The sequence below is a fragment of the Streptomyces sp. NPDC058373 genome (assembly GCF_042723275.1).
In the GTDB taxonomy this organism is placed as follows: Bacteria; Actinomycetota; Actinomycetes; order Streptomycetales; family Streptomycetaceae; genus Streptomyces.
Genome location: NZ_JBHXJE010000005.1, coordinates 114,928 through 135,938 on the forward strand (window position 1 = coordinate 114,928; position 21,011 = coordinate 135,938).

Consider the following 21,011-nt stretch of genomic DNA (forward strand, 5'->3'; position numbering starts at 1 on the left):
TCGGCGGGAGCGGTCACGGGAAGGGGTGCGGGGCTCGGTGGACGGCGTCGGCGGGCAGGTCGTCGGGGCGGCGCCCGGCGGTGCGCAGGCCGGTGCGGAGGCGGTCCATGGTGAGCGCCCGCTGCCGGGTCCAGCCGAAGTCGATGGGGAGCAGCCCGGGGACGGCGGTGGCGACGGTCCGCAGGCCGGCGCGGGCCTGTTCCGGCGTGGTCTGGTCGACGGCGATGACGTCGTGGCCCTGCCGGGCAAGGGCACCGGTGAGCAGGGCCAGGTCGTCGCGGAGGTCGCCGGTGCGGGGGCGTACGGCGGTCCAGTCGGCGAAGGCGTCCGCCAGCGGGAGGTGGTCGAGGGGGTCGAGGAAGGGCGCGGCGTGGTGGGCCATCTCGGGGAGGCCGTAGAGCTGGGCGTGGTCCTTGAGTTCCCGTACGAGGGTGAAGTCGGCGGCCATGGCGGCGAGTTCGGTGCGGCGTTCGGTGACCTGGTAGGGCAGGTGCGGGATGTAGGTGAGGACTTCGGAGAGGGCGGAGGCGACGGTCTCGGCCGGGTCGAACCCGGCGGCGGCGGCGAAGGCGAGGGTGCCGGGGCCGCCGTCGCGGCGGACGGCGAGTGCGGTGACGACGGGGACGGGCGGGCCCATCCGGGTGTCGTAGGCGTGGACGGCGTAGCCATGCAGCGCGGCCCGGTCGGTCATGGCGCGGACCTCGGGGTCGGCGACGGTGGCGAGGTCGATCTCGGTGAGGCGGGCGCGGCCGTACCAGGCGAGCAGGAACGCGTCACGTTCCACTCTTTCGAGAAGGCCGAAAAGGATCGCCTCGGCGAGGCCGGAGCCGGTGGCGCAACCGTTGGAGCACTCGAAGACGAAGTTGTCGGCGTCGACACCCGCGCTGTAGTGGGCGAGCCGCGCCGGAACGAGGACGGGCCGGTCGTCGCGGAGCGAGTGGCCCCAGACCCAGGGGATGGCCCGGTCCGGGTCGAAGGGGCTGACCAGCGGGTCGTCGGCGTACGTCTCGGGGGCGTACACCCCGCAGGTACGCGGGTCGAGGGCGTCGGCGGCGAGGTCGCGGTAGCTGCCGGTCACCGGGTCGGTGCCGCGCCTGCGGTGGGTGCCCGCGTACCGCTCCAGGCCCTCCAGGAAGGCGAGGCGGCGGCTGGTGGCGGTGCGGTTGGCCTGGCCGGACCAGGTGACGTCGGTGAGTCCGGCGTAGCCGCGGACGAAGTGGGTGCCGGCGACGGGGGCGGTGGTGGTGGAAGCCGGGTTGATCCAGGTGTCCGCGCCGAGGGCGCCGCAGACCGGGTTGGCGAGGGCGGCGGTCGGCAGGGCGTACGCGCCGAGGGGGCGTACGCGGTACGTGCCCGGGTCGGGCTTGGGCGCCGGGTCGAGGCGCAGCCGCGCGGCCTCGGCGGTGTCGGGGCGCGGGGTGACGCAGGCCGGGCAGAGCGGGTCGGGCAGGAGGGGGAAGGTGGCGGTGGCGAGGGTGGCGAGGTCGGTGCGGGTCACCCGGGGCAGGCCCCGGTCGGCGGGCTCCTCGGCGGCGGGTGCGGCGCGGCCCGGCCGGTGGACGGCCCGGTACGCGGCCCAGACGGCGTCCACGGCCCAGTCGGTGACGACCGGCCAGCCGACGGCGCCCCGCGGCACGTGCCGGCGCTCCAGCGCCTCCCGCTCGGTCCGGCCCCGCAGCCGCTGCCACCGCATGGCCAGGCACTGCCCGCACGCCCCGGCGGCCTCGGGACCGGCCCCTGCGGGCAGCCACGGGCCGGTGAGCACGGCGCGCGAGGTGAGGTGGACGGTGGCGCGGGGGCGCTGCCCCGCGTACGGGTCCCGGGCGCCGGTGCCGAGGGTGTCGGCGGCGCCGAGCGGGACGACCGAGGGGGCCGGGAGCAGGGCGCGTTCGGCCTCGGGCAGGGCGGCGTGGCGGGCGGTCAGGGCGGCCTGGAGCTGGTCGCGGGCGGCGTCCAGCGGGCGGGGCTCGGGGGGCGGCGCGGGGGCGGGCAGGGCGGCGGCGGGTGCGGGGGTGGCGGGCATGGCGGGCTCCTGACAGGCCGGGGCGGGGAGGAACGCGGGGCCGGGGCGGGGGCGCTCACGCTCCCCGCCCGGCCCGTGAGGACCGGTGCCTGCGCGGCCCTCAGGTGCGGTCGGACCAGCGGAAGGTCTTGAGGGCGACGGCGGTGAAGACGACGGCGAACCCGGCGAGGATTCCGCAGGAGAGCAGGATGTCGCCGGTGGTGCCGGAGCCGGTGAGGGCGGCCGAGACGCCGTCGTTGAGGTAGCGCAGCGGCAAGGCCCGGGAGAGGGCCTGCATCCAGTCGGGCATCGCGTCGAGCGGGAAGAACGAGCCGGAGAGGAAGGCCATCGGCAGCATCACGCAGTTGGCGACGGCGGCGACCGCCTCCGGGGTGCGGGTGAAGGAGCCGACGATGACGCCGAGGGCGAGGAAGGCGGTGACGCCGATGACCAGGACGAGGAAGGCCCACGGCCAGCCCGAGGAGAGCTCCAGGCCGAACGGCGGCAGCATGGCGACGGCGACGAAGAGCACCGCCTGCACGGCGCCGATGCCGAGCGCCAGGACGTAGCGGGAGGCCATGACGGCGGAGACCGGGGTCGGGGTCATCCGGATGAGGCGGAGGATGTCGTCGCGCCGCCACTGCATGAGGACGAAGCCGACGCCGAAGACGGCGGCGTTGCCCAGGCCCCAGGAGAGGACGCCGGGGGCGATGTAGCTGATGTAGGGGCGGCCGGACTGCTCGACCTCCTGGCCGCTGAAGATGAGGCCGAAGACGACGAGGAAGATCAGCGGGAAGGCGAAGGTGAAGAAGAGGGTGGTCTTGTCGCGGGTGTAGGCCCGGTATCCGGCCTGGCTGAGGGCGGCGTAGGCGCTCATGGGGTCTCCGTGGGTGGTGGTGCGGGGTGCGTGAGCGGTGGGGGGCGGGCGCCGGTCAGCTCTCGGCGGGGGCCGGGTCCGGGGCGGGGGACGTCTCGCCGGTGAGGGTGAGGTAGACGTCCTCCAGGCTGGGGGTGCGGGTCTGCACGCCGTGCAGGCCGCCGCGGGCGTCGACGGCGGCGAGGACCGGGCCGGAGTCCTCGGTCTCCAGGACCGTCATGTCGCCGTCGAGCGCGGCCCGCAGGACGCCGGGCAGCGTCGCGCCCTCCTCGGGGCTCAGCCGGTCGGCGGGGACCAGCAGCCGGGTGGCGGCGCTGCTGGCGGCGATCAGGCGGCCGGGGCTGTCGAGGGCGCGGACGGCACCGCCGACCAGGATGGCGACCCGGTCGCAGAGCGCCTCGGCCTCGTCCAGGTGGTGGGTGGTGTAGACGATGGTGCGGCCGGCGCCCTTGAGGTCACGCAGCACCTTCCACAGGTCGCGGCGGGCCTGCGGGTCGAGGGCGGCGGTCGGCTCGTCCAGGAAGATCAGCTCCGGGTCGTGGACCAGGGCGGAGGCGATGGCCAGGCGCTGGCGCTGGCCGCCGGAGAGGTCGTCCACCCGGACGTCGCCGTGGTCGGTGAGGCCGACCAGGGCGAGCGCCTTCTCGGCGGCGTCGCGGCCGGCCCGGTAGAGGGCGGCGACGGTGGTGAGGTGTTCGCGGGCGGTGAGGCGGACGAAGAAGGCGCTGGACTGGGTCTGCACGCCGATCCGCGGGAGCAGCGCGGTGTCCCGGGGCCAGGGGTGGCGGCCGAGGACGGTGACGGTCCCGGCGTCGGCCTTGCGCTGGCCCTCCATGATCTCCACGAGGGTGGTCTTGCCCGCGCCGTTGGGCCCGAGCAGCCCGAAGAACTCACCGCGGGCGACGGTGAGGGTCACCCCGGCGACGGCCTCGGTCCGCCCGTACGTCTTGCGGACACCGTCGAGGACGACGGCGCCGTCGGTGGCCTCGTCTGCGGCGGGGTCGTGGGGCTGGGGGGTCATGTGGTGCTCCTCGTTTCGGGGTGTGCGGGGTGTGCGGGGTGTGCGGGGTCCACGTCGGGGGCGCTGGGGTCAGCTCCCGGCCAGCAGGTGGCGGGCGGCGGCCCAGAGGGCGAGGCCGATGCCCGCGAGGACCAGCAGCACCGCCGCCGGGTAGGCCAGGTACGCGCGGCGGGCCGGGGCCGGGTAGGCCGCGGCGGCCGACTCGCGGCGCAGGGCGAGCCCGATGTAGGTGCGGGAGGCGGTGAACAGGCCGAGGGTGCGGGTGAGTTGCCCGGCGATCTGGTACCCGTCGAGCGGCGGCAGCGGGATCAGCATGGCGAGGGCCTGCACGGTGCCCAGCAGGACGAGGGCGGCGCAGGCGTCGCGGGTGGCCTCGTCGGGCGGGGCGAGGAGCCAGAGCGCGCCGAACGGCAGCAGGAAGAGCAGGTTCATGACGGCTCCGGCGACGGCCGTCGCGATTCTCGCCCAACGGGTCGGCAGGTACGGGTAGTTGTCGACTGTGCAGTACATGATGACCACGGGCACCCGCCACCGCAGACCGATCTCGGCCACCGTGCCGCCGTAGTGCCGGGCCACGACACCGTGCGCCAGTTCGTGCAGGGCGGTGGAGAGCCAGAGCAGGGTGGCGGCGGCGACCAGGAGCACGGGGTTGCTCAGCAGCGCCCAGGCGGCGTCGAGCGCCTCCCCGGCGCGCACCACCAGCGCGGCCTCCAGGGCGAGGACGAGGAGCAGCAGCGGGACGAGCGCGGCCGGGTGGAACAGGGGGCGCAGGACCCGGTGGAGGCGGGCGGTGGTGGTGTCGGCGTCGGCGACCAGGCGCAGGGTGCCGCGCCACAGGGTGCGCGGTACGGCGGGCCCGGCCGGGGCGGCGGCCGGGCCCGGGCCGCCGTCGAGCAGGCCGCGGGTGCCGAGCAGGGCGAGGAGCTGGCGCCACTGGGCCTCGCCGAGCCGCTTGCCGTGGGCGGCGGCGTACTCGGCGCCGAGGTCGTCCAGGGCGCGGGTGCCGTCCATCCGGGCGAGCAGGAAGGCCTCGCGCGGACCGACCTTGAAGGAGTGGCCGCTGCCGGTGTCCTTGACGAGGTGGACGGTGACCGGGCCGTCGAACAGCGGCCCGCCGACGAGCACGCCCTCGCGCAGGGCGGGCCGGTAGGCGCCCGGCACGGCCCGTTCGGCGGGCGCGCTCACGCGGCGCCCTCCCGCAGCACCCGGCCGAGGACGTGCGAGAGGTACGCCTCGTCCCGGATGGTGACGTGGAGCCGGTTGTTGGTCATGTGCATGTACGGGGAGAGGAGCAGCGGCAGCGCGACGGCCGGGTCGGTGACCCGCTCGTCGCGGGTGCCGTCCCAGGAGCGGAAGACCAGGTCGCCGTCGACCGTCAGCTTCTCGGCGCGGGCGCGCAGTTCGGCGCAGTGCTCGGCCCACCCGGCGAGGAAACCGGGCAGCCGGGGCCGTTCGCCGTCCGGGGCGGCCGGGGCGGTGGCGGCGCGGACGCGGGTGAAGCGTTCGGTGAGGCCGGGGGCTAGGGCCGCGTAGTTGCGGTCGTACTCGTCGGTGCCGATGAAGTTGGTGCCGGGGAAGGCGCGGTGCCAGAACTCGTAGTAGCTGTCGAGGTAGTCGGTGAGTTCGGCCTCGTCGGGGAGGAAGGTCGCGGCCATCACCATCATCAGCTGGGCGGCAGTGCCGAGCAGCACGGTGCGCAGGTGGAGGTTGATGGTGGCGAAGGCGTCGATGACCAGGTCGCTGGAGTGCCGGAAGTGCCACTCGGCCAGCTCGATCCCGGCGGGCCCGCCGTACTTGCCGTACTCGGGCTCGTACGGTTCGGCGCTGCGGCTGTTGTTGGGGCGGATGTTCATCCGGCCGTCGGCGCCGGTGTAGTGGCCGCGTTCGGCGCCGGGGAACTCGATGTCGAAGAGGGTGTTGTAGAAGTCGTTGAGGAATCCGGCGTCGACCTCGTAGAGCGCGGGGCGTTCGCGCAGGAAGGTGTCGACGGCCTCCTCGGTGCGGCGGCGGACCTCGGACTCGGCCTCGGGGGTGCTCGGCTTGAGGCGCAGCCGGACGTGCGGGCCCTCCAGCCAGTAGTTGATGAAGAAGTAGCCGCTGATCAGCCCTTCCTCCTCCAGGGCGGCGACGAGCGGGCGGACGCAGGTGAGCAGGAAGGGGCGCGGGTTGGCGGCGTAGAAGACGTGGGTGGCCTGCCAGGCGCCGGTCTTGGTGGCGGCCCCGGTGGCGGGGAGGGTCAGGTCGGTCATGGCGCGGTCCTCGCGGGGGTGGGGGCGGGCAGGGTCTCCACGGCCAGTTCGGTGACGTGGCGGCCGCGCGGCGAGACGGCGTGCAGCCCGTCCTCGTCGGGAAGGGCCTCGCGGAAGACGGCGCGGGCCTTCTCGGTGCGCAGCAGCGCCTCGAAGGCGGCGAGCGAGAGTGGGCTGTCGAAATCGACGTAGCTCGGTTTGGCTCCGGTCGCGCCGCGGGCCCCGCTGTCGGAGACGGTGGCGTAGACCCGGGCGGGCAGGCCGTGGGCGCGGCGGAAGCGGTGCCAGCCGAGGAACCAGGCGGCCTCGTCGGTCCCGGGGGCGCGCAGCGGCAGGGTGCTCGCGTCCACGCCCCAGCTGCGGCGGGCGAGGACCAGGCTGCCGTGGCGGACCCGGGGCCGGTGGGTGACGCCGTCGACGGGCGGGCGGTCGGGGACGCCGCCCCAGACGTTGAGCGGGGCCATGGATGTCGGGGAGAGCAGGAGCAGGGTGCGCGGGAGTTCGGGGAGGGCGAGGGGGACGAGGTAGCCGAGATAGACGGGGATCACCTCGCGTTCCAGGCGGGCGGAGCGCAGGACGAGGCGGTCCTGTTCCTCGTCGTGGACGAGGAACAGGTCGTCCAGGCCGAGCCGGAACTCCGGGTCGAGGGTGCCGCTCTCGCCGGGGCCGACGATCTCGTACTCGGTGAGGCGGGCGTGCAGGTTGAGGTTGGAGGTGACGGGTCCGCCGGTGACCTCGGCGAGGACGGCGCCGGGCGGGGCGGTGGCGGCGCCCGCCGCGAGGAGCCGTTCGCCCAGGCCCTCGAAGAGGTGGGTGAAGCGGCTGAAGGGGAAGGAGAGGCCGCCGTAGGAGCGGTTGAGGACGGCGATCGGGCCTTCGGGCCGGTCGGCGAGCTGGACGTGGTGGCTCATCGGTGCGAAGGCGGGGGCGATGCCGGTCAGCGGCTCGGCCGCGGCCTCCAGCAGCTCCTCGTCCAGGACGAGGTCGCCGTCGCCCTCGTGCGCGGCCCAGCGTTCGCGCATCCCGGCGAGGAAGGCGGCGCGGGCGGCGTCCAGGGACTTCAGCTCGGGCAGGCCGAGCCAGTTCTCCTCGGGGTTGTGGTCGCCGTCGGGCCCGAAGGCGGGGCGCTGGGAGGTGAAGGAGAGGTACTGGTCGAAGAAGTCCTCGTGGAAGTCGTGGACCAGCTTGACCAGGTCGTCGCACCGCCCGCCCCGGCCGAACCGGGCGGTGAAGAAGCCCTTGAGGGTGAGCCGGTGCGGCAGGGTCAGGTCGAAGGCGGGCAGGACGCGCTCCAGGCGGGCCAGCGGCTCCCCGGCGGTCTTCGCCCAGCGGTCGGCGGAGAGGGTGAGGCCGGTGGGCTCGCCTGCGGGGACGGCACAGTCCTCGTAGAGCACGGTCTGCGGGACGCGACCGGACTCGGCACCCAGCGACCGCTGAACAGCGTCCAGTTCGCCGCGCAAGGTTTCCAGCAGCAGCCGCCCGCGGCCGGGGCCGGCGTCCGCGAACTTGTCGACGCAGGCCGCGGCGGGCTCCAGCTTGTCGGCGAGGCGGTCGGCCCACGGGCGTCCGACGCCGCGCAGGGCCGCCTGGAAGGCGCGGAGCGGGTCGGTGTCGTGGACGGTGACGTCGAGGCAGGGCACGCGGACCAGGCCGAGGGCGAGGAGCGCGTCGAGGTACTGGGCGACGTCGGCCTCGGTGGCCCCCCGGTCGGCGGCGAGCCAGGCGGAGAGGGCGCCGTACCGCAGGGTGCCGTGTTCCTCGAAGTGGCCGAGGAGCCGGTCGAGGGTGCCGCTGCGGCGGAGGTAGAAGAGGCGGTCCTTGACGGAGTCGAAGGTGACGGCGGTGGCCTCGTCGCCCTCGGTGACCCAGCGCCGCACGTACCGCACCCGGTCCGCCTCGCGCCCCCAGCCGGAGGCGACGGTGACCGGCAGGTCGGCGCGGCGGGCCGGGTCGGCGAGGACGGTGGCGGCGAGCCGGCCGACGGCGGCGGTGTTGAGCCGGGCGGCGGCGCGCCAGGTGTCGGCGACGGCGAGCGGGAAGGCGCCGGTTCCCCGGTGCGGCGCGCCGTCGGTGAAGGTGCCGAGGCCGACGCCGGTGAAGGTGGAGAAGGGGCTGGTCTTGCAGGCGGTGCGGTACAGGTAGGAGAGGAGCGAGCGCTCGATCTTGCGGTGCTTCTTGCCGGGGGCGGCGGCCGGGTCGGCGGCGGTGCGCCGGACGTACTCGTCGAGCCCCGCGTCGAGGGTGGGCGAGGCGAGCAGCAGGCCCTTGCGGAGCCGGTCCTCCCCGGCGGCGGCGCAGAGGGCGGCGCGGGCGCGGGCCGTCTCGGAGGCGAGCACTCCGGCGCCCTCGGCCTCCCGGGCGGCCAGCGCGGTGCGGCGCTCCAGCCAGTCGGCCAGCGCCTCGGCGGTGCGCGGGTCTCGGGCGGCGACCAGGGCGCGGGCCTCCTCGGGCGCCTTGGGCAGGCGGTTGTTGAAGAGTTCGCGGCGGAGCTTCAGCAGGGCCCGGCGCTCGGCGTCGTCGTCGGTGGCGCCGATCAGCGGGTGGAGGAGGTCGCCGAGGGCCTCGCCGTCGGCGGTGAGGCGGGCGGCGGCGTCGAGCACGTCGTCGGCCCAGCGGCGGGCGCCGGGGGCGCGCAGTGGGTGGACCGTCTCGACGGGGAGCCCGGCGGTGCGCAGCACGAAGGCCTCGCGGGGGCGGCCGGGCCGCGGGGCGGGGTCGGCGGGCGCGGGCATGGCGATGGGGGTGCCCCTTCCGGAAGTCACGCGAGCTCGTGGCGGTAGTCGGCGGGGGCGGGCCGCTCGTGGCCGACCATCATGATCAGCAGCGGGGCCTCGCCGGTGGCCTCCAGGCCCAGTTCCTCGATGTACGAGATGTTGTCGAAGCCCAGCGCCACCCCGCAGCCGACGTCGAGCGCGGAGGCGGCGGTGTACACGGACTGGGCGACGGCGCCGATGGTGGCGTTGACCAGGCGGTAGCCCCGGTCGCCGACGGCGTCCAGGACGGCGGTGGTGCGGACGGTCGGCACCAGCACGGCTCCGGCCTGCTCCAGGTTGTAGTTGGAGAGGAAGTAGTTCTTCTGGAGGAAGGTGCCGGGGGCGCCCGCCTTGACCAGCCGCAGGGTGTGCGCCTCGGGGTCGTAGGCGTACGCGCCGGGGGCGAGCCCTTCGGCGTGGTTGACGAAGACGTACAGCCCGGCGAGGCGTTCGCCTCCGGCGCCGGTGCCGGTGTCGCCGCCGAGGTACGAGCCGTCGGTCGCGGCCCGGCAGCAGGCGGCGAGGTCGGCGGCGGCGAGCGGCCGGGAGGCGTCGAACCGGCCGAAGCTGCTGCGGCGCCGGCGCAGCGCGGTCCGCACGTCGGCGGTGAGCGGCGCGGCGGCGGGCAGCGGGGCCTCGGGCAGGGCGGGCTCGGCCGGGTGGGCGGCGGCCGGGGCGAGGGCGCCGGGGGCGGGCCGGTCGAGGGCGCCTTCGGCGGTGGTGGCCTGCATGCGGGTGACGGCCTCGAAGGTGAGGACGGTCCGGGAGCGCTCGACGTCCTGGTGCCGGACCGCGACGGGGGCGGCCGGAGGCGCGGCGGCGCCGGTGGCACCGCGCCACTTCAGCGGCACGACGGCGAAGATCCCCTCCTCCTGGGTGCGCACCCCGAGCAGCCGCGCGAGCCGCTCCTCGTCGAACCAGAGGGCGGGCTCCACCTCCAGGCCCCGGGCGCGGGCCCACAGGCGCCAGGTCTGGACGCAGGCGCCGAGGTCCATGGAGACGGCGTGGAAGGAGAAGCTGTTGTACTTGAAGGCGTTCTGCCAGTACTTGATCGACAGGACGAGGTACTGGTCGGTGGCGTCGGCCCCGCCGGGCGCGCCCGGCCCGGCCGCCTCCAGGGCGGCGCGGACCTCGCCGGTGGCGTCGCCGGTGAGCAGGCGGCGCATGGCGTGGTGGCGGGTGGCGTAGTGGTGGACGCCGGGCGGCACGGGCGCGGAGGGGCCGGAGACCCAGTAGACGCTGACCGGGTAGAGGCCGCCGCCGGAGGCCGAGCCGCGTGAGAAGTTGGCGAGCGGGTAGTGCGGCAGGGCGTCGAGGTCGGTGTTGGCCTGGACGCCGAGGCGGCGCCCGGTGAGGCCGTAGGAGTCGCGGAGCATCCCGGAGAGCGCGGCGAGGTCGAAGCGGCCCGGCTCGGCGAGGGGTGCGGGGGCGAGGCCCTGGTCGAGGGCGGCGTCCGCGGGGTAGCCGGAGTCGGGGAGCGGCAGCAGGTCGGTGCCCGGGTAGTGCTTGGTCTTGCGCGGGCCGTCGGCCCAGTTCGGCACGTGGTCGACCGGCTCCATGTGGACCCGGCCGCGCCGCATGATGGCGGCGGCGTAGTCGTAGGCGTACCCCACGGAAGGCTCCCTGGGTTGTCGGGGCGGCTGGCTGGGCGTCGGGCGGTCCCCGGTCAGGGGAAGGGGTGCGGGGCCGGGTTGAGGTCGGCGTCGGTCAGGTCGCGCTCGCGCAGTCCCGCCTCGCGCAGGGCGGTGCGCAGGCGGGGCATGTGGCGGGCGCGCTGGCGGGTCCAGCCGAAGTCGATGGGGAGCAGTCCGGGGACGAGGACGCTGACGGTCCGCAGGCCCAGCGCCCGCTGCTCGGGCATGGTCTGGTCGACGACGACCACGTCGAACCCGGCGCCGGTGACGGCGTCCACGCAGCGCGCGAGGTCGTCGCGGAGGTCGTCGGAGACGGGCGGCAGCGAGCCGTCGCCGTACAGCTCGGTGAGGGAGCGCTTCGGTGGGCGGGGTGCTCCGGGCTCGCCGATGAGGAAGTGGGCGTGGTCGCCCATCTCGGGGATGCCGTAGGCGAGCGGGTGGTCGTGGAGGGCTTCGACGCGGTGGAAGTCGTCGGCCATGGCGCGCAGCCGGGCCTCGTCGCGCACGGTGCGGCCCGGCAGGTTGACGGCGTCGGTGGCGATCTCGCAGAGGGCGCCCGCGATGGCCGCCTCGGGGTCGAGCCCGGCCCCTGCGCCGAAGCACATGCGGCCCAGGCCGCCGTCGGGGCGGACGGCGACGCCGGTGACGACGGGGATCGGGAAGGTGATCCGGGTGTCGAAGAAGCGGGCCTCGTAGCCGTAGAGGGCGAGCCGGTCGACCATGTGGCGGGTGGCGGGGCTGGTGCTGGTCGCCGGGTCGATCTCGGGGAGGGCGGCCTGTCCGTACCAGGCGAGGAGGAAGGCGTCGCGTTCGACGACCTCCATGAGGCCGCAGTAGACGGCTTCCTCCAGGCAGCCACCGGTGGCGCAGCCGTTGGACGACTCCTGCACGAACCGGTTCTCCAGCCCGGGCGCGTGGTAGTACGTCAGCACTTCCGGCACGAGGACGGGCCGCTCGTCGCGGAGCGAGTACCCCCACACCCACGGGATCTCGCGGTCGGTGGTGAACGGCGGCACGTGCGGGTGGGCGGCGTGGAAGGCGGCGTCGTAGAGGCCGACGACGCGCGGGTCCACCACCTGCTCCCCGCGCGCCACGAGCTGGTCGAGCGATGCCCTGACCTCGGCCTTCTTCGCCCGCGACCGCATGCCCGCGTACCGCTCCAGCCCTTCCAGCACCCCGATGCGCAGGCTCTGCCCGAAGGTGTCGGCGTGGCCGCCCCAGAAGGTCTCGCGGAGGTAGTCGCCGGAGCGCATCGAGAAGCAGCCGACGGTGGCGGAGGTCGACCCGGAGGAGACGTCCTGGACGACGGAGGGACCGAGGGAGCCGCAGAGCGGGTTGGCGTAGGGCTGGATCGGCAGCTCGTACGTGCCGAGGTCGCGGACGCGGAAGCTGCCGGGCCGGTGCTTGGGCGCGGGCCCGAGCGTGAGCGTGGCGGCCTCGGCGGTGTCCTCCTCGGCGACGGAGCAGCGCGGGCACTCCGGGTCGGGGACGAGCGGGTGGTGGCGGGTCCGCAGCGTCTGGAGGTCGACCAGGTGCACGGCGGCGAACTCCCCCGTGTTGGGGCCCTGCCCGCCGAGCCGCGCCGCGATCAGCGCGGCCACCGCGTCGGCGCCGAACGGCGTCAGGTACGGGTTCTCCCCCGCCGCCCGCGTCCCCGCCCCCAGCTCCAGCGCCTCCCGCAGCGTCACACTGCGCACCGCCTGCCAGCGGCGCTCCAGGCAGCGCGGGCAGGGCTGGGCCAGGGCCGAGGCGTCCCCGGGGAACGGCCCGACCACGGCCTGCCGCCCGTAGAGCCGCACCGGCACGGCCCCCGCCTCGTACGCCCCGACCGGCGCCCGGAACGCGTCGTGCACGCCGAGCGGGGCGAGGTCCAGGGGTACGGGGGTGCCGTGGGCGGCGAGGGCGCGGCGCAGCCCGGCCGCGAAGGCGGCGACGGGGCCGGCGGTGCGGCCCGGTGCCGCCGCCTGGTCGAGGGTGTCAGCGGGCATCGGAGCCGTCCTCACGGGCGGGCACCGTCAGCAGGACGCGGGCGGTGGCGAGGTGGCCGGTGGCGAGGTCGGCGGAGGTGGTGTCCAGGTACAGGGCGTCGCGGCCCCGCTCCCCGAGGCGGGCCAGGATCTCGGGGAAGGTGGTGGCGGCGTCGAGCGGCCCGCCCTGCTCCCCGGCGACGGCGAGCGCGGCGGGCGCCAGGTCGGTGACGAACGGGTCGCCGGTGTCGGGCTCCTCCCCTGCCTCGGCGGCGAGTTGGGCGGTGCCGAGCAGGTCGCGCAGGGCGGCGCGGGCGGCTTCACGCCGGGTCAGGTCGGCGGCGACGGCCCAGCGTCCGCCGGGCTCACGGGCGAGGACGACGGGGGCGGGGCCGTCGCCGGTGAGGTCGAGGAGTTCCACGTCGAGGGCGAGCGCGGCGGCCGTCTTGTGCAGGAACTCCAGCTCCGGGTCGGCGGCCGGGTCCTCGGCGAGGGGCGCGGCCGGGGTGCCCCGGACCGCGTCGAGCACGGCGGTGTGGGCGAGGGCGGAGAGCAGCGCGGCCCCGGCGGCCTCGGCGGCGCTGCCCCCGGCGCCCGCTCCGGCGGTGGCGGCGAGGTGTGTGCGGAGCCGGTTGTGCGGGCCGAAGGGGCGGGCGGCGGCGACGGGTACGCGGTGGGGTGCGCCGGTGCGCAGGGAGAGGGCGGGGGTCCAGGTGGTGACGGGGCTGTCGTCGGTGCCGCCGTACGTCGCCAGCGCGGCGGGGTGGACCGGCGTGCCCTGCTGCTCGTCGGCCGTCGGCGCCGGGACGGTGCGGTCGACGTAGAGGGCGGCGGCCCGGTGCAGGGTCCGGGTGCGGGCCCCGGCCAGGTGGTGGATGTCGACGGCGGTGACGGCGCGCACCGTGCCGTCGGGCAGGGCGACTTCGACGCGGCTGACCTTGAGCGGGGTCTGGGTGAGGTCGTCGTCGTCGAAGCGGGTGAAGACGCCGGTGTGCGGGCGGACCAGCGCGCTCGCGGTCCGGTTGAGGGCGTCCACCACCTCCTGTGCCTCCTCCGCGCCGGCCACGCTCGGCGTACGGGGGACCTCCGGCGTCCCGGGGGCGGTCACCGGGACACCGGAGGGGGCGCAGTGGCGGCAGCGCGGGTGCGGGGGCACGGGTTCGGCGACGACGTCCAGCGACTCAAGGTCCTGGATGAGCACCTGCCCGCGCGTCTCGGCCGGCTGCACGCCGCTGGTCAGCCGGAACACCTCGTACGCGAGGAGGTTCCCGCACATCGCGGCGACCGGCCCGGTCAGCGGCCCCGGCGCCCCCGCGTCGGCGCCCCGGGCGCCGCCCGCGACCTCGCTCCACAGCGCGGCGGCGGTTCCCGCGTCGACGTTGGCGCCGAGGCGGAGCAGGGCACAGGACCAGCAGCCGCCGCTCGCCGTGGGGGCGGCGCCGGCGGTCAGCGGCCCCATCACGAGCCGCTCACCGAAGGCCCAGGCGGGCAGCAGGGTGCGGCCCTCGGGGACGCCCTCGGTGAGCAGCCGGTGGGTGAGCCCGGCGGCGCCGGGACCGGTGACCACGACCACGTCGTACCCGTCCAGCGCCGCCCAGCCCGGCCCCTCGGCCGGGTCGGGCAGCCGGTCGAGGCTCACCGGGCAGCCCTCCTCGGCCAGTTGGGCCGCCTCGGCCGCCACGTCGGGGAAGGCGGTGGCGAGCCCCAGCGACCCGCACCCGTTGCGGACCAGCCCGAGGGCGACCCAGCGGGCCGTCTCGTCGGTGCCGAGGACGGCGACGCGGGCGGCCCGGTAGCGGGCGAACCGGTCGGGGGCCGCGTCGGAGTAGTGGTCGATGTAGGCGATCTGCGCGGCGAACCGCTGCCCGGCGGCGTCCTCCGGCTCCGGGCGCAGGGCGTCGGCCTCGGGGATGTCGCGGGCGAAGTCGCGGGCGTAGAGGGTGCGGACCAGTTCGGCGGCCATCGCCCGCTGGGCCGGGCCGAACCCGGCGCAGACCTCGTCGAGGCGGTGGCGTCCGGTCAGGTGCGGCAGGACGAGGGAGGCGAACCGGTAGGCGGTGCGGCCGGTGAGGTGGAATCCGCCGTCGGCGTTGTGGAAGAGGACCCCGCCGGGCGTCCGGGTGAAGAGCACGTCGCGGCGGACCCGGGGCCGGGTGGCGGCGAGCGCGTCGAAGGCGTCGGCGGCGGGGGCGGTGGCGGTCGCCGGGGCGGGGTCGGTCATGGGGTCAGCCATCAGGGGGTCACACCTTCTCTGCGGGACGCGGGAGTTCGGGGCGGTGCGCGCGGGGTCGGCTCGGCGGGTGCACGGCGGGCAGGTCGGGGGCGCGCCGCCGGGCCCAGGCCCGCAGCAGCGGCAGCGTGCGGTACGGGCCGGGCGGGCCCTCCTCCAGGAAGCCGGCGTCGGCGAGCCGGTCGAGGAGCTGTTCGGCGTCCGCCTCGCAGAGCCCGAGCGCGGGCGCCGCGTCGTCGGCCCCGGCGGCGGGCCCGAGTGCGGCGACCCGCAGGAAGGCGTCGGCGAGCCGGGGTTCGAGCCGCCCCAGCGCCTCGCCCAGCACCTCGGGGACGGAGAGCCCCGGCGCGTCGGTGAGGGCGAGCCGTCCGGCGGGGTCGGCGGCGAGCCAGCGCGCCGAGTCGGCGAGTCCGAGCCCGGGCCGGGTCAGCAGCCGGGCCGTCATGATGCGCAGGGCCAGCGGATGGTGGCCGCAGCTCTCGGCGATGCGGCGGGCCTCGTCCGGTTCGGCGTCGACGCGCTCCGCGCCGAGGACGGCGGTCAGCAGGGCGTGCGACTCGGCCGGGCGGAACGGCCCGAGCCGCACCACCCGCCCGCCGTGGGTGGCGACCAGACCGGCGAGGCCGCGCCGGCTGGTGACCACGACGGCTCCGCCGGAGCAGGCGGCGAGCAGCGGCCGTACCTGGTCGGCCCCGGCGGCGTCGTCGAGCACCAGCAGGGTGCGGCGGCCGGGCGGGCGGGCCTTCAGGGCGCGGGTGAGCTGCCCGGCGACGGTCACCGGGTCGTACGGCAGCCCGTCGGGGCCGGTCATCCGTACCAGCAGCCGCCCGCCGGGGAAGCGGTCGGCGAGCTGGGTGGCGACGTGCCGGGCCAGCGCCGACTTGCCGACGCCGGGCGCGCCGGAGAGGACGACGGTCAGCGGGCCGCCGGGCCGGTGCGCGGCCTCGGCGGTGAGGTGGGTGGTGAGCGCGGCCGCCTCGGCGGCGCGTCCGGCGAAGTCGGGGACGGGGGTCAGGGCGGTGACCAGCTCCGGTCCTTCGGGCGCGGAGGCGGCGGGGGTGGCCGGGAGCGGGGGCTCCTCGGTGGCCGCCCGGCCGGGGTGCCCGGTCCCGCCGAGGGTGTCGCCGCGCAGGATGGCCAGCTCCAGCCGCTGGAGCGCGGCGCCGGGGTCGACGCCCAGCTCCTGGAGCAGGTACTCCTTCACGCGCCGGTACTCGGCCAGCGCCTCGGCCTGGCGCCCGGTCCGGTACAGGGCCTCGACCAGCTGCTCGTGGAACCGCTCGTGCCCGGGATGGGCGCGGGTCACCTCCCACAGGTCGCCGAGCGCCTCCCCGCACCGCCCCAGCCGCAGGTGCAGGTCACCGAGGCGCTCCACGGCCCGCAGCCGCTCCTCGGCGAGGCGCGGCACCTCGTCGCGGTGCAGCAGGTCGGAGCGTACGTTGGCCAGCAGCGGGCCCTGCCACAGCGCCAACGCGTCGCGGAGTGCGGCCAGTTCGGCCTGCGGGTCGTGGGTGAGGCCGGCCGCCCGCCGGACCCGTTCCCGGAACCCGATGAGGTCCAGGGTGTGCGGTCCGGCGGTGATGCGGTAACCGCCGGGGACGGCCTCGATCGGCGTCTCGGTGACCCCGTGCTTGGTGAAGAGCCGCCGGAGCCTGAGGACGCAGGTCTGGAGGGCGGCCTTGGCGGTGGCCGGCTGCTCCTCCCCCCAGATGGCCCGCTGGAGGTAGTCGGCGGAGACCACCGAGTTGGCGTGCAGGAGCAGCGCGGTCAGCAGGACGGTGGGCTTGGCGGGCTGGAGGACGACCGATTCGGGGCCGTCGTGCAGCGACAGCGGCCCGAGCAACTGGAACCGCATGCCGTCGCCTAGTCCCAGCCGTTGACCAGCGTGCCGTCCCCCGCGTCGGGCGGGACGCCGTCCCAGCCGTTGACCAGGGGCCCGGCCGGCACCCCGTCCCAGCCGTTGACCAGCGTGCCCACCTCAAAGGGTGCGGCGGACGGCGCCTGCGCGGCGGCCTGCCCGGCGCCCAGCGCGAGGACGGCGGCGGCCCCGGCGAGGGCGGCGGCGGCCCTGACCCGGCGGGCCCGGACGGCGGCGGAGCTCTGCGGACAGTGGGCTTTACGGTTCCCGGACACGGTTCTCCCTGAAGAGTCTGGTCATGGCTCATGGGCAACTGCGCGAACAGGGCCGGCCGGTGTGCGGCACGGCGCCTCGGAGTGAGGCCAAAGGTGCGGTGGTGGGGGGGGGCGGCACGGTCCGGAGGAGGTGGGGGACGCTTGCGGGACGGGTCGCCCGAGGGCTGAGGGGGTGGCTCGGTACGGGGCGGTGGGGGTGGCTCTGTACGAAGCGGGGGCGGGGCGCCGTGGGATGCGGGCGCCCGCCTGACGGGCCGTCGGGCTGGTGGTCCGACCATGCCAGGACCGGCCTCTCCCGTGGTGGACGCGCGTTGACAGGTTGTTGCAGGACCTCGGCAGCTTCGTGCAACCGGGGGCGGCATACGGCGCGTTCCGCCCGAACCGGGTACGCGCCCCGCCCCCGGTGCCCGTAACGGGCACTCGCCGCCCGCGTGCCCGTGATGTCGCCTCCTGGCCACTCGCCGCCGCCCTGAGCCAGCACGTCTACCGGCGCATCGGCTTCCGCGACACGGCGGCGTGATGTTCGTCCACTTCGACACCGCCTCGGGCACCTGCGAGATCGGCGTTCTGGTCCGAACCCGCGGGCGAGGGCCACGGCCTGATCACCGCCGCCGCCCGCCACCTGCTCCGCTACGCCTTCGCAACCCGCGAGCCCTGCACCACGCCGAATGGAAGACCCGGGCGCATCCGCCCCCTCATGGCCGTGGCGGACACCTGCCCGCGCCCCTACCCTGGAGGCAGGCCGGCTCGGGGGCGTCGGCCGGGGGGAGAGAATCATGGGGCGCAGGTCCAGGTCCGCACCGCTGCTCGGCGCTCTGCTCGCGCTCCCCCTACTGGTGGGCTGCGGCGGCTCCACCGATGTCTCCGTCGGCGACTGCCTGGCCAACGACGGGACCCTCATCGACCCCGACCTCCGCCCTGTCGACTGCTCCTCCCGCGAGGCGACGTTCCGCGTGGCGGAGAAGCTCGACCGGGAGAGCGACTGCCTGGGCCTGTACTTCGCGTACCAGGAGTCGGGCCTGCTCGGCGGCACCACCACGCTCTGCCTCGCCCTCAAACTCTTCTGAGCGGCCCCCGGGGGCCGAGGGTCCCCAGGTGCCGGGCACGGCGCACCGCGCCCGGCACCCCGGCGGCCGCCCTCAGGCGCCGGGCGTGGCCGCGCCGCCCGTCAGGCGTACGGGTCGAAGTCGACGCCCGACGGCTTCGCCTTCTCCAGGTGCTGGCCGAAACTGGCGTCCTTGAGGCCGAAGTTGGCACTGCCCCAGTCGGCCTCGCTCAGCTTGTCGCGCAGGCCGGGCGGGTAGCCCTCCCAGCCGACGAGGGCCGGGTACTGCCAGGTGCCCTGGTGGTTCTCGGGCGGCTCGTCGTTGGTGTTGGCGGCGCGGAAGCAGTGCGTGCTGGCGCCGTCCTTGTGGTAGACGATCTTCGGGTGGCTGCCGTCCCAGCGGATGGCGTCGCGGTCGTGCACGTTGAAGTTCCCGTGCGCCGAGGTGGCCACGTACCGGGCCTCGCCGCCCTGCACCCAGACCACCACGTGCTCCCAGTCGTGCCGGTGCCCGCCGAGGCCGCTCCCGGCCACCGCCTGGTCCTTCTCGAAGTACGAGCCGTAGAGGACCGCGCACCAGCCGCCGTCGCACTTGGCGCGCGCGTAGGTGTTGGTGTCGTCGAGGTCCCAGGCGTCGCGGCACTGGCCGTTGAGGGCGCCGGACGGGTTGAGGCCGCCGTTCAGGGTGCCGTCGGGGCCGATGGCGGAGGTGGCGTAGCAGCCGTCGGTGTCGTAGTCGTAGGCGGGCTGGTACGTCTGCTCCAGCTCGTCGGCGGCGGCCGGGAGCGCGGCGGGCGGGTCGGCGTGGGCGCTGCCGGCGAAGGCGACGACGAGGCCGGTGGCGGCGGCGAAGGTGAACGCGGCTCTGCGAAGGCGGGAACCCGGTTTCAAGGCGTCCTCCTGGGGACGGTGGGGGGTGACACACAGGCAGCTGTGACATGCCCAGATCACCATCACCGAATCACGGGAGGGCCGGGTAACCATCGGGCTACGTAAGGGAGTTGGGCGGGGAAAGAGTCGGCGGGTGCGCGTACGTACGGCGGCGCGGGTACGCACCGCGTGCAGAGGAAGGCGGTCACCGCGCCCCGCCCGAATGGCACAATCCCACCCCATGCCCACCTTCACCGCCCCCGACGGCACCCAGCTCGCCTACCATCCCGCAGGCGAGGGCCCACCGCTCGTCTGTCTGCCCGGCGGCCCGCTGCATCCCGCCGCCTACCTGGGGGACCTCGGGGGCCTCACCGCCCACCGGCGGCTGATCGGGCTCGACCTGCGCGGCAGCGGCGCCTCACAGGTCCCGGCGGACCCGGCCTCGTACCGTTGCGACCGGCTCGTGGCGGACGTGGAGGCGCTCCGGCGTCACCTCGGTGTGGACCGCGTCGACCTGCTGGGCCACTCCGCCGGGGCCAACCTGGCCGCCCGGTACGCCGAACGCCACCCCGAGCGCGTCGACCGGCTGGTGCTCTGCACCCCGAGCACCTTCGCCGTCGGCATGGACGTGCCCGGTCCGGTGCGCGCGGAGACGGCCCGGCTGCGGCAGGACGAACCGTGGTTCCCCGAGGCGTACGCGGCGCTGGAGGACGTGGCCGCCGGACGGGCCACGGCCGCCTCCTGGGAGGCCATGGCCCCCTTCATGTACGCCCGTTGGAGCGACGAGGCCCGCGCCCACCGCGCTCTCGGCGACGGTCTGCGCGGCACCGAGGCCGCCGCCGCCTACGGCGCGGAGGGTGCCTTCGACCCGCCCGCGACCCGCGCCGCCCTGGCCGCCTTCGACCGCCCGGTCCTCCTCGTGGCGGGCGAGCTGGACCTGAACTCCCCGCCCGCCGCCGTCACCGAGTACACCGCCCTCTTCCCCGACGCCCGCCTCACCGTCCTGCCCGGCGTCAGCCACTTCCCGTGGGTGGACGACCCGCGAGGCTTCGCCTCGGCGGTGGCGGGGTTCCTCGCCTGAGGCGTGCGGCTACGGCACTCAGGCCACGTCGGACTCGGCCCCGCCGCCCCCGCCCGCCACGCGCCGGGCGCCGGGCAGATCCACCGGTGCGTGAGCCGCTTCCCCGGCCTCCCGCTCGGCCTCGCCGGATCCCCCGTCGTCCGCCGCCGGAACCTCCACCACACCCCGCCCCGTGAGCGCGGCCAGCGCTGTCCGGATGTGTTCCATCCGGGCCCGCAGCGCCTCCCGCTGCTCCTCGTGGTCGCGGACGAGGCGCTCGGCGTCGGCCGCGACCCGGTCGGCGGTGGCCTGGGCCTGCTGGAGGAGTTCGGCGGCGTGGGCCTGCGCCTCCTCGTCGGTGCGGCGCGCGGTCTCCTCGGCCTCGGCGTGGTGGCGGCGGGCCTCGGCGAGGACGGCGTCGCCGTGGTCGGCGAGGGCGCCCTCGTGGCCGCGGGCGACGGTGTCCTGCTCGGTCAGTTCCCGCTCGGCCTCGGCGTTCCGGGCGGCCAGCTCGCGTTCCTGCTCGTCCAGGGTGCGGGCGGAGAGCTGCCGGGCCTCGTCGAGCACGGCTTCCCCCGCCGCGCGTTCGGCCTGGGCCTCGGCACGGGCGTCCGCGAGGAGCTGACGGGCCTCGGCGCGGGCGGCGGCCAGGCGGTCGTCGGCGTGGCGCTCGGCGTCGGCGCGCACCTCGGCGGCGTACCGGCGGGCGGCCTCGCGCAGATCGGCGGCGGCCTGCTCGGCGGCGGCGGTGAGGGCGGCGGCCTCGGCGCGGCCCGCGGCGTCCAGGGCCTCGGACTGCTCCTGGACGAGGGCGTAGAGGTGCTGGGCGCGCTCGCCGAGGTTGTCGTAGGTCGGCTCGGGGAGGGTGGCGGCGGTCTCGGCCAGGGTGGCGGCCTCCGCGCCGAGGCGTTCGGCGAGGGCGGTGAGCCGCTCGGCCTCCGCGTGCGCCTCGTCGCGCTCGCTCTCCAGGGCCGCGACGTGCTGGTCGGCCTGGGCGGGGCGGTAACCCCGTCCCCGTACCGTCGTGAAGCCGTGCGGCGACACCGGTGTACTGCTCATCGTCCGATTCCTCCCGGTCCGCTCGGAACCGCTCGTGCCGCGCCGGTCGCGACGCACCGGTACGGCGTACCCCGATCAGGCCACGTCGATCACCACGTGTCGATCACCACA

General features: G+C 76.1%; 15 protein-coding genes. 2 read left to right on the forward strand and 13 right to left on the reverse strand.

Annotation, left to right across the window (positions count from 1 at the left end; genetic code table 11):
- Positions 1-13: 13 nt before the first annotated feature.
- The 11 genes from ACFWMZ_RS05515 to ACFWMZ_RS05565 all read right to left on the reverse strand — a co-directional run bounded on the left by ACFWMZ_RS05515 (position 14) and on the right by ACFWMZ_RS05565 (position 16,866).
- A complete protein-coding gene (locus tag ACFWMZ_RS05515) occupies positions 14-2,023 on the reverse strand; it encodes a TOMM precursor leader peptide-binding protein (RefSeq protein ID WP_383199643.1) in 2,010 nt (669 codons plus the stop codon).
- Between the two features lie 100 nt (positions 2,024-2,123).
- Positions 2,124-2,879 (reverse strand): ABC transporter permease, encoded by a 756-nt coding sequence (locus ACFWMZ_RS05520; protein WP_383175887.1) that lies wholly within the window; start codon positions 2,877-2,879, stop codon positions 2,124-2,126.
- A gap of 55 nt (positions 2,880-2,934) precedes the next feature.
- Positions 2,935-3,900: an ABC transporter ATP-binding protein gene (locus ACFWMZ_RS05525; RefSeq protein WP_383199645.1), complete on the reverse strand. Its 966-nt coding sequence runs from the start codon at positions 3,898-3,900 to the stop codon at positions 2,935-2,937.
- A 69-nt stretch (positions 3,901-3,969) separates the two neighbouring features.
- Positions 3,970-5,085, reverse strand: coding sequence for a site-2 protease family protein (locus ACFWMZ_RS05530; RefSeq protein WP_383175880.1), 1,116 nt, complete (start codon positions 5,083-5,085; stop codon positions 3,970-3,972).
- Entirely contained in the window at positions 5,082-6,149 is a 1,068-nt protein-coding gene (locus ACFWMZ_RS05535; protein WP_383175877.1) for a lantibiotic dehydratase C-terminal domain-containing protein, read from the reverse strand. Before ACFWMZ_RS05535 ends, ACFWMZ_RS05530 begins: the two co-directional genes overlap by 4 nt.
- Positions 6,146-8,911 (reverse strand): lantibiotic dehydratase, encoded by a 2,766-nt coding sequence (locus ACFWMZ_RS05540; RefSeq protein ID WP_383199647.1) that lies wholly within the window; start codon positions 8,909-8,911, stop codon positions 6,146-6,148. Before ACFWMZ_RS05540 ends, ACFWMZ_RS05535 begins: the two co-directional genes overlap by 4 nt.
- Positions 8,908-10,515: a SagB family peptide dehydrogenase gene (locus tag ACFWMZ_RS05545; RefSeq protein WP_383175871.1), complete on the reverse strand. Its 1,608-nt coding sequence runs from the start codon at positions 10,513-10,515 to the stop codon at positions 8,908-8,910. The genes ACFWMZ_RS05540 and ACFWMZ_RS05545 overlap by 4 nt, the downstream gene beginning before the upstream one ends.
- Positions 10,516-10,568: 53 nt before the next feature.
- Complete coding sequence (locus ACFWMZ_RS05550) at positions 10,569-12,524, reverse strand: TOMM precursor leader peptide-binding protein (protein ID WP_383199649.1); 1,956 nt, start codon at positions 12,522-12,524, stop codon at positions 10,569-10,571.
- Entirely contained in the window at positions 12,514-14,736 is a 2,223-nt protein-coding gene (locus ACFWMZ_RS05555) for a TOMM precursor leader peptide-binding protein (protein WP_383199650.1), read from the reverse strand. Before ACFWMZ_RS05555 ends, ACFWMZ_RS05550 begins: the two co-directional genes overlap by 11 nt.
- A 7-nt stretch (positions 14,737-14,743) precedes the next feature.
- On the reverse strand, positions 14,744-16,588 hold the full coding sequence (locus ACFWMZ_RS05560) for a BTAD domain-containing putative transcriptional regulator (protein ID WP_383199652.1): 1,845 nt from the start codon (positions 16,586-16,588) through the stop codon (positions 14,744-14,746).
- An 8-nt stretch (positions 16,589-16,596) separates the two neighbouring features.
- Positions 16,597-16,866: a hypothetical protein gene (locus tag ACFWMZ_RS05565; RefSeq protein WP_383199654.1), complete on the reverse strand. Its 270-nt coding sequence runs from the start codon at positions 16,864-16,866 to the stop codon at positions 16,597-16,599.
- A 776-nt stretch (positions 16,867-17,642) separates the two neighbouring features.
- Here ACFWMZ_RS05565 and ACFWMZ_RS05570 point away from each other — a divergent pair.
- Positions 17,643-17,933, forward strand: coding sequence for a hypothetical protein (locus tag ACFWMZ_RS05570; protein WP_383175856.1), 291 nt, complete (start codon positions 17,643-17,645; stop codon positions 17,931-17,933).
- A gap of 101 nt (positions 17,934-18,034) precedes the next feature.
- On the opposite strand, the gene ACFWMZ_RS05575 is transcribed toward ACFWMZ_RS05570, so the two are convergent.
- Entirely contained in the window at positions 18,035-18,802 is a 768-nt protein-coding gene (locus ACFWMZ_RS05575; RefSeq protein ID WP_383175853.1) for an NPP1 family protein, read from the reverse strand.
- A gap of 220 nt (positions 18,803-19,022) precedes the next feature.
- Between ACFWMZ_RS05575 and ACFWMZ_RS05580 the strand changes: the two genes are divergently transcribed.
- The gene (locus ACFWMZ_RS05580) at positions 19,023-19,862 is read left to right on the forward strand and encodes an alpha/beta fold hydrolase (RefSeq protein ID WP_383199656.1); all 840 of its coding nucleotides are present in this window, start codon (positions 19,023-19,025) and stop codon (positions 19,860-19,862) included.
- A gap of 18 nt (positions 19,863-19,880) precedes the next feature.
- Here ACFWMZ_RS05580 and ACFWMZ_RS05585 read toward each other — a convergent pair whose 3' ends face one another.
- Entirely contained in the window at positions 19,881-20,900 is a 1,020-nt protein-coding gene (locus tag ACFWMZ_RS05585) for a cellulose-binding protein (protein WP_383199658.1), read from the reverse strand.
- Between the last annotated feature and the right edge of the window lie 111 nt (positions 20,901-21,011).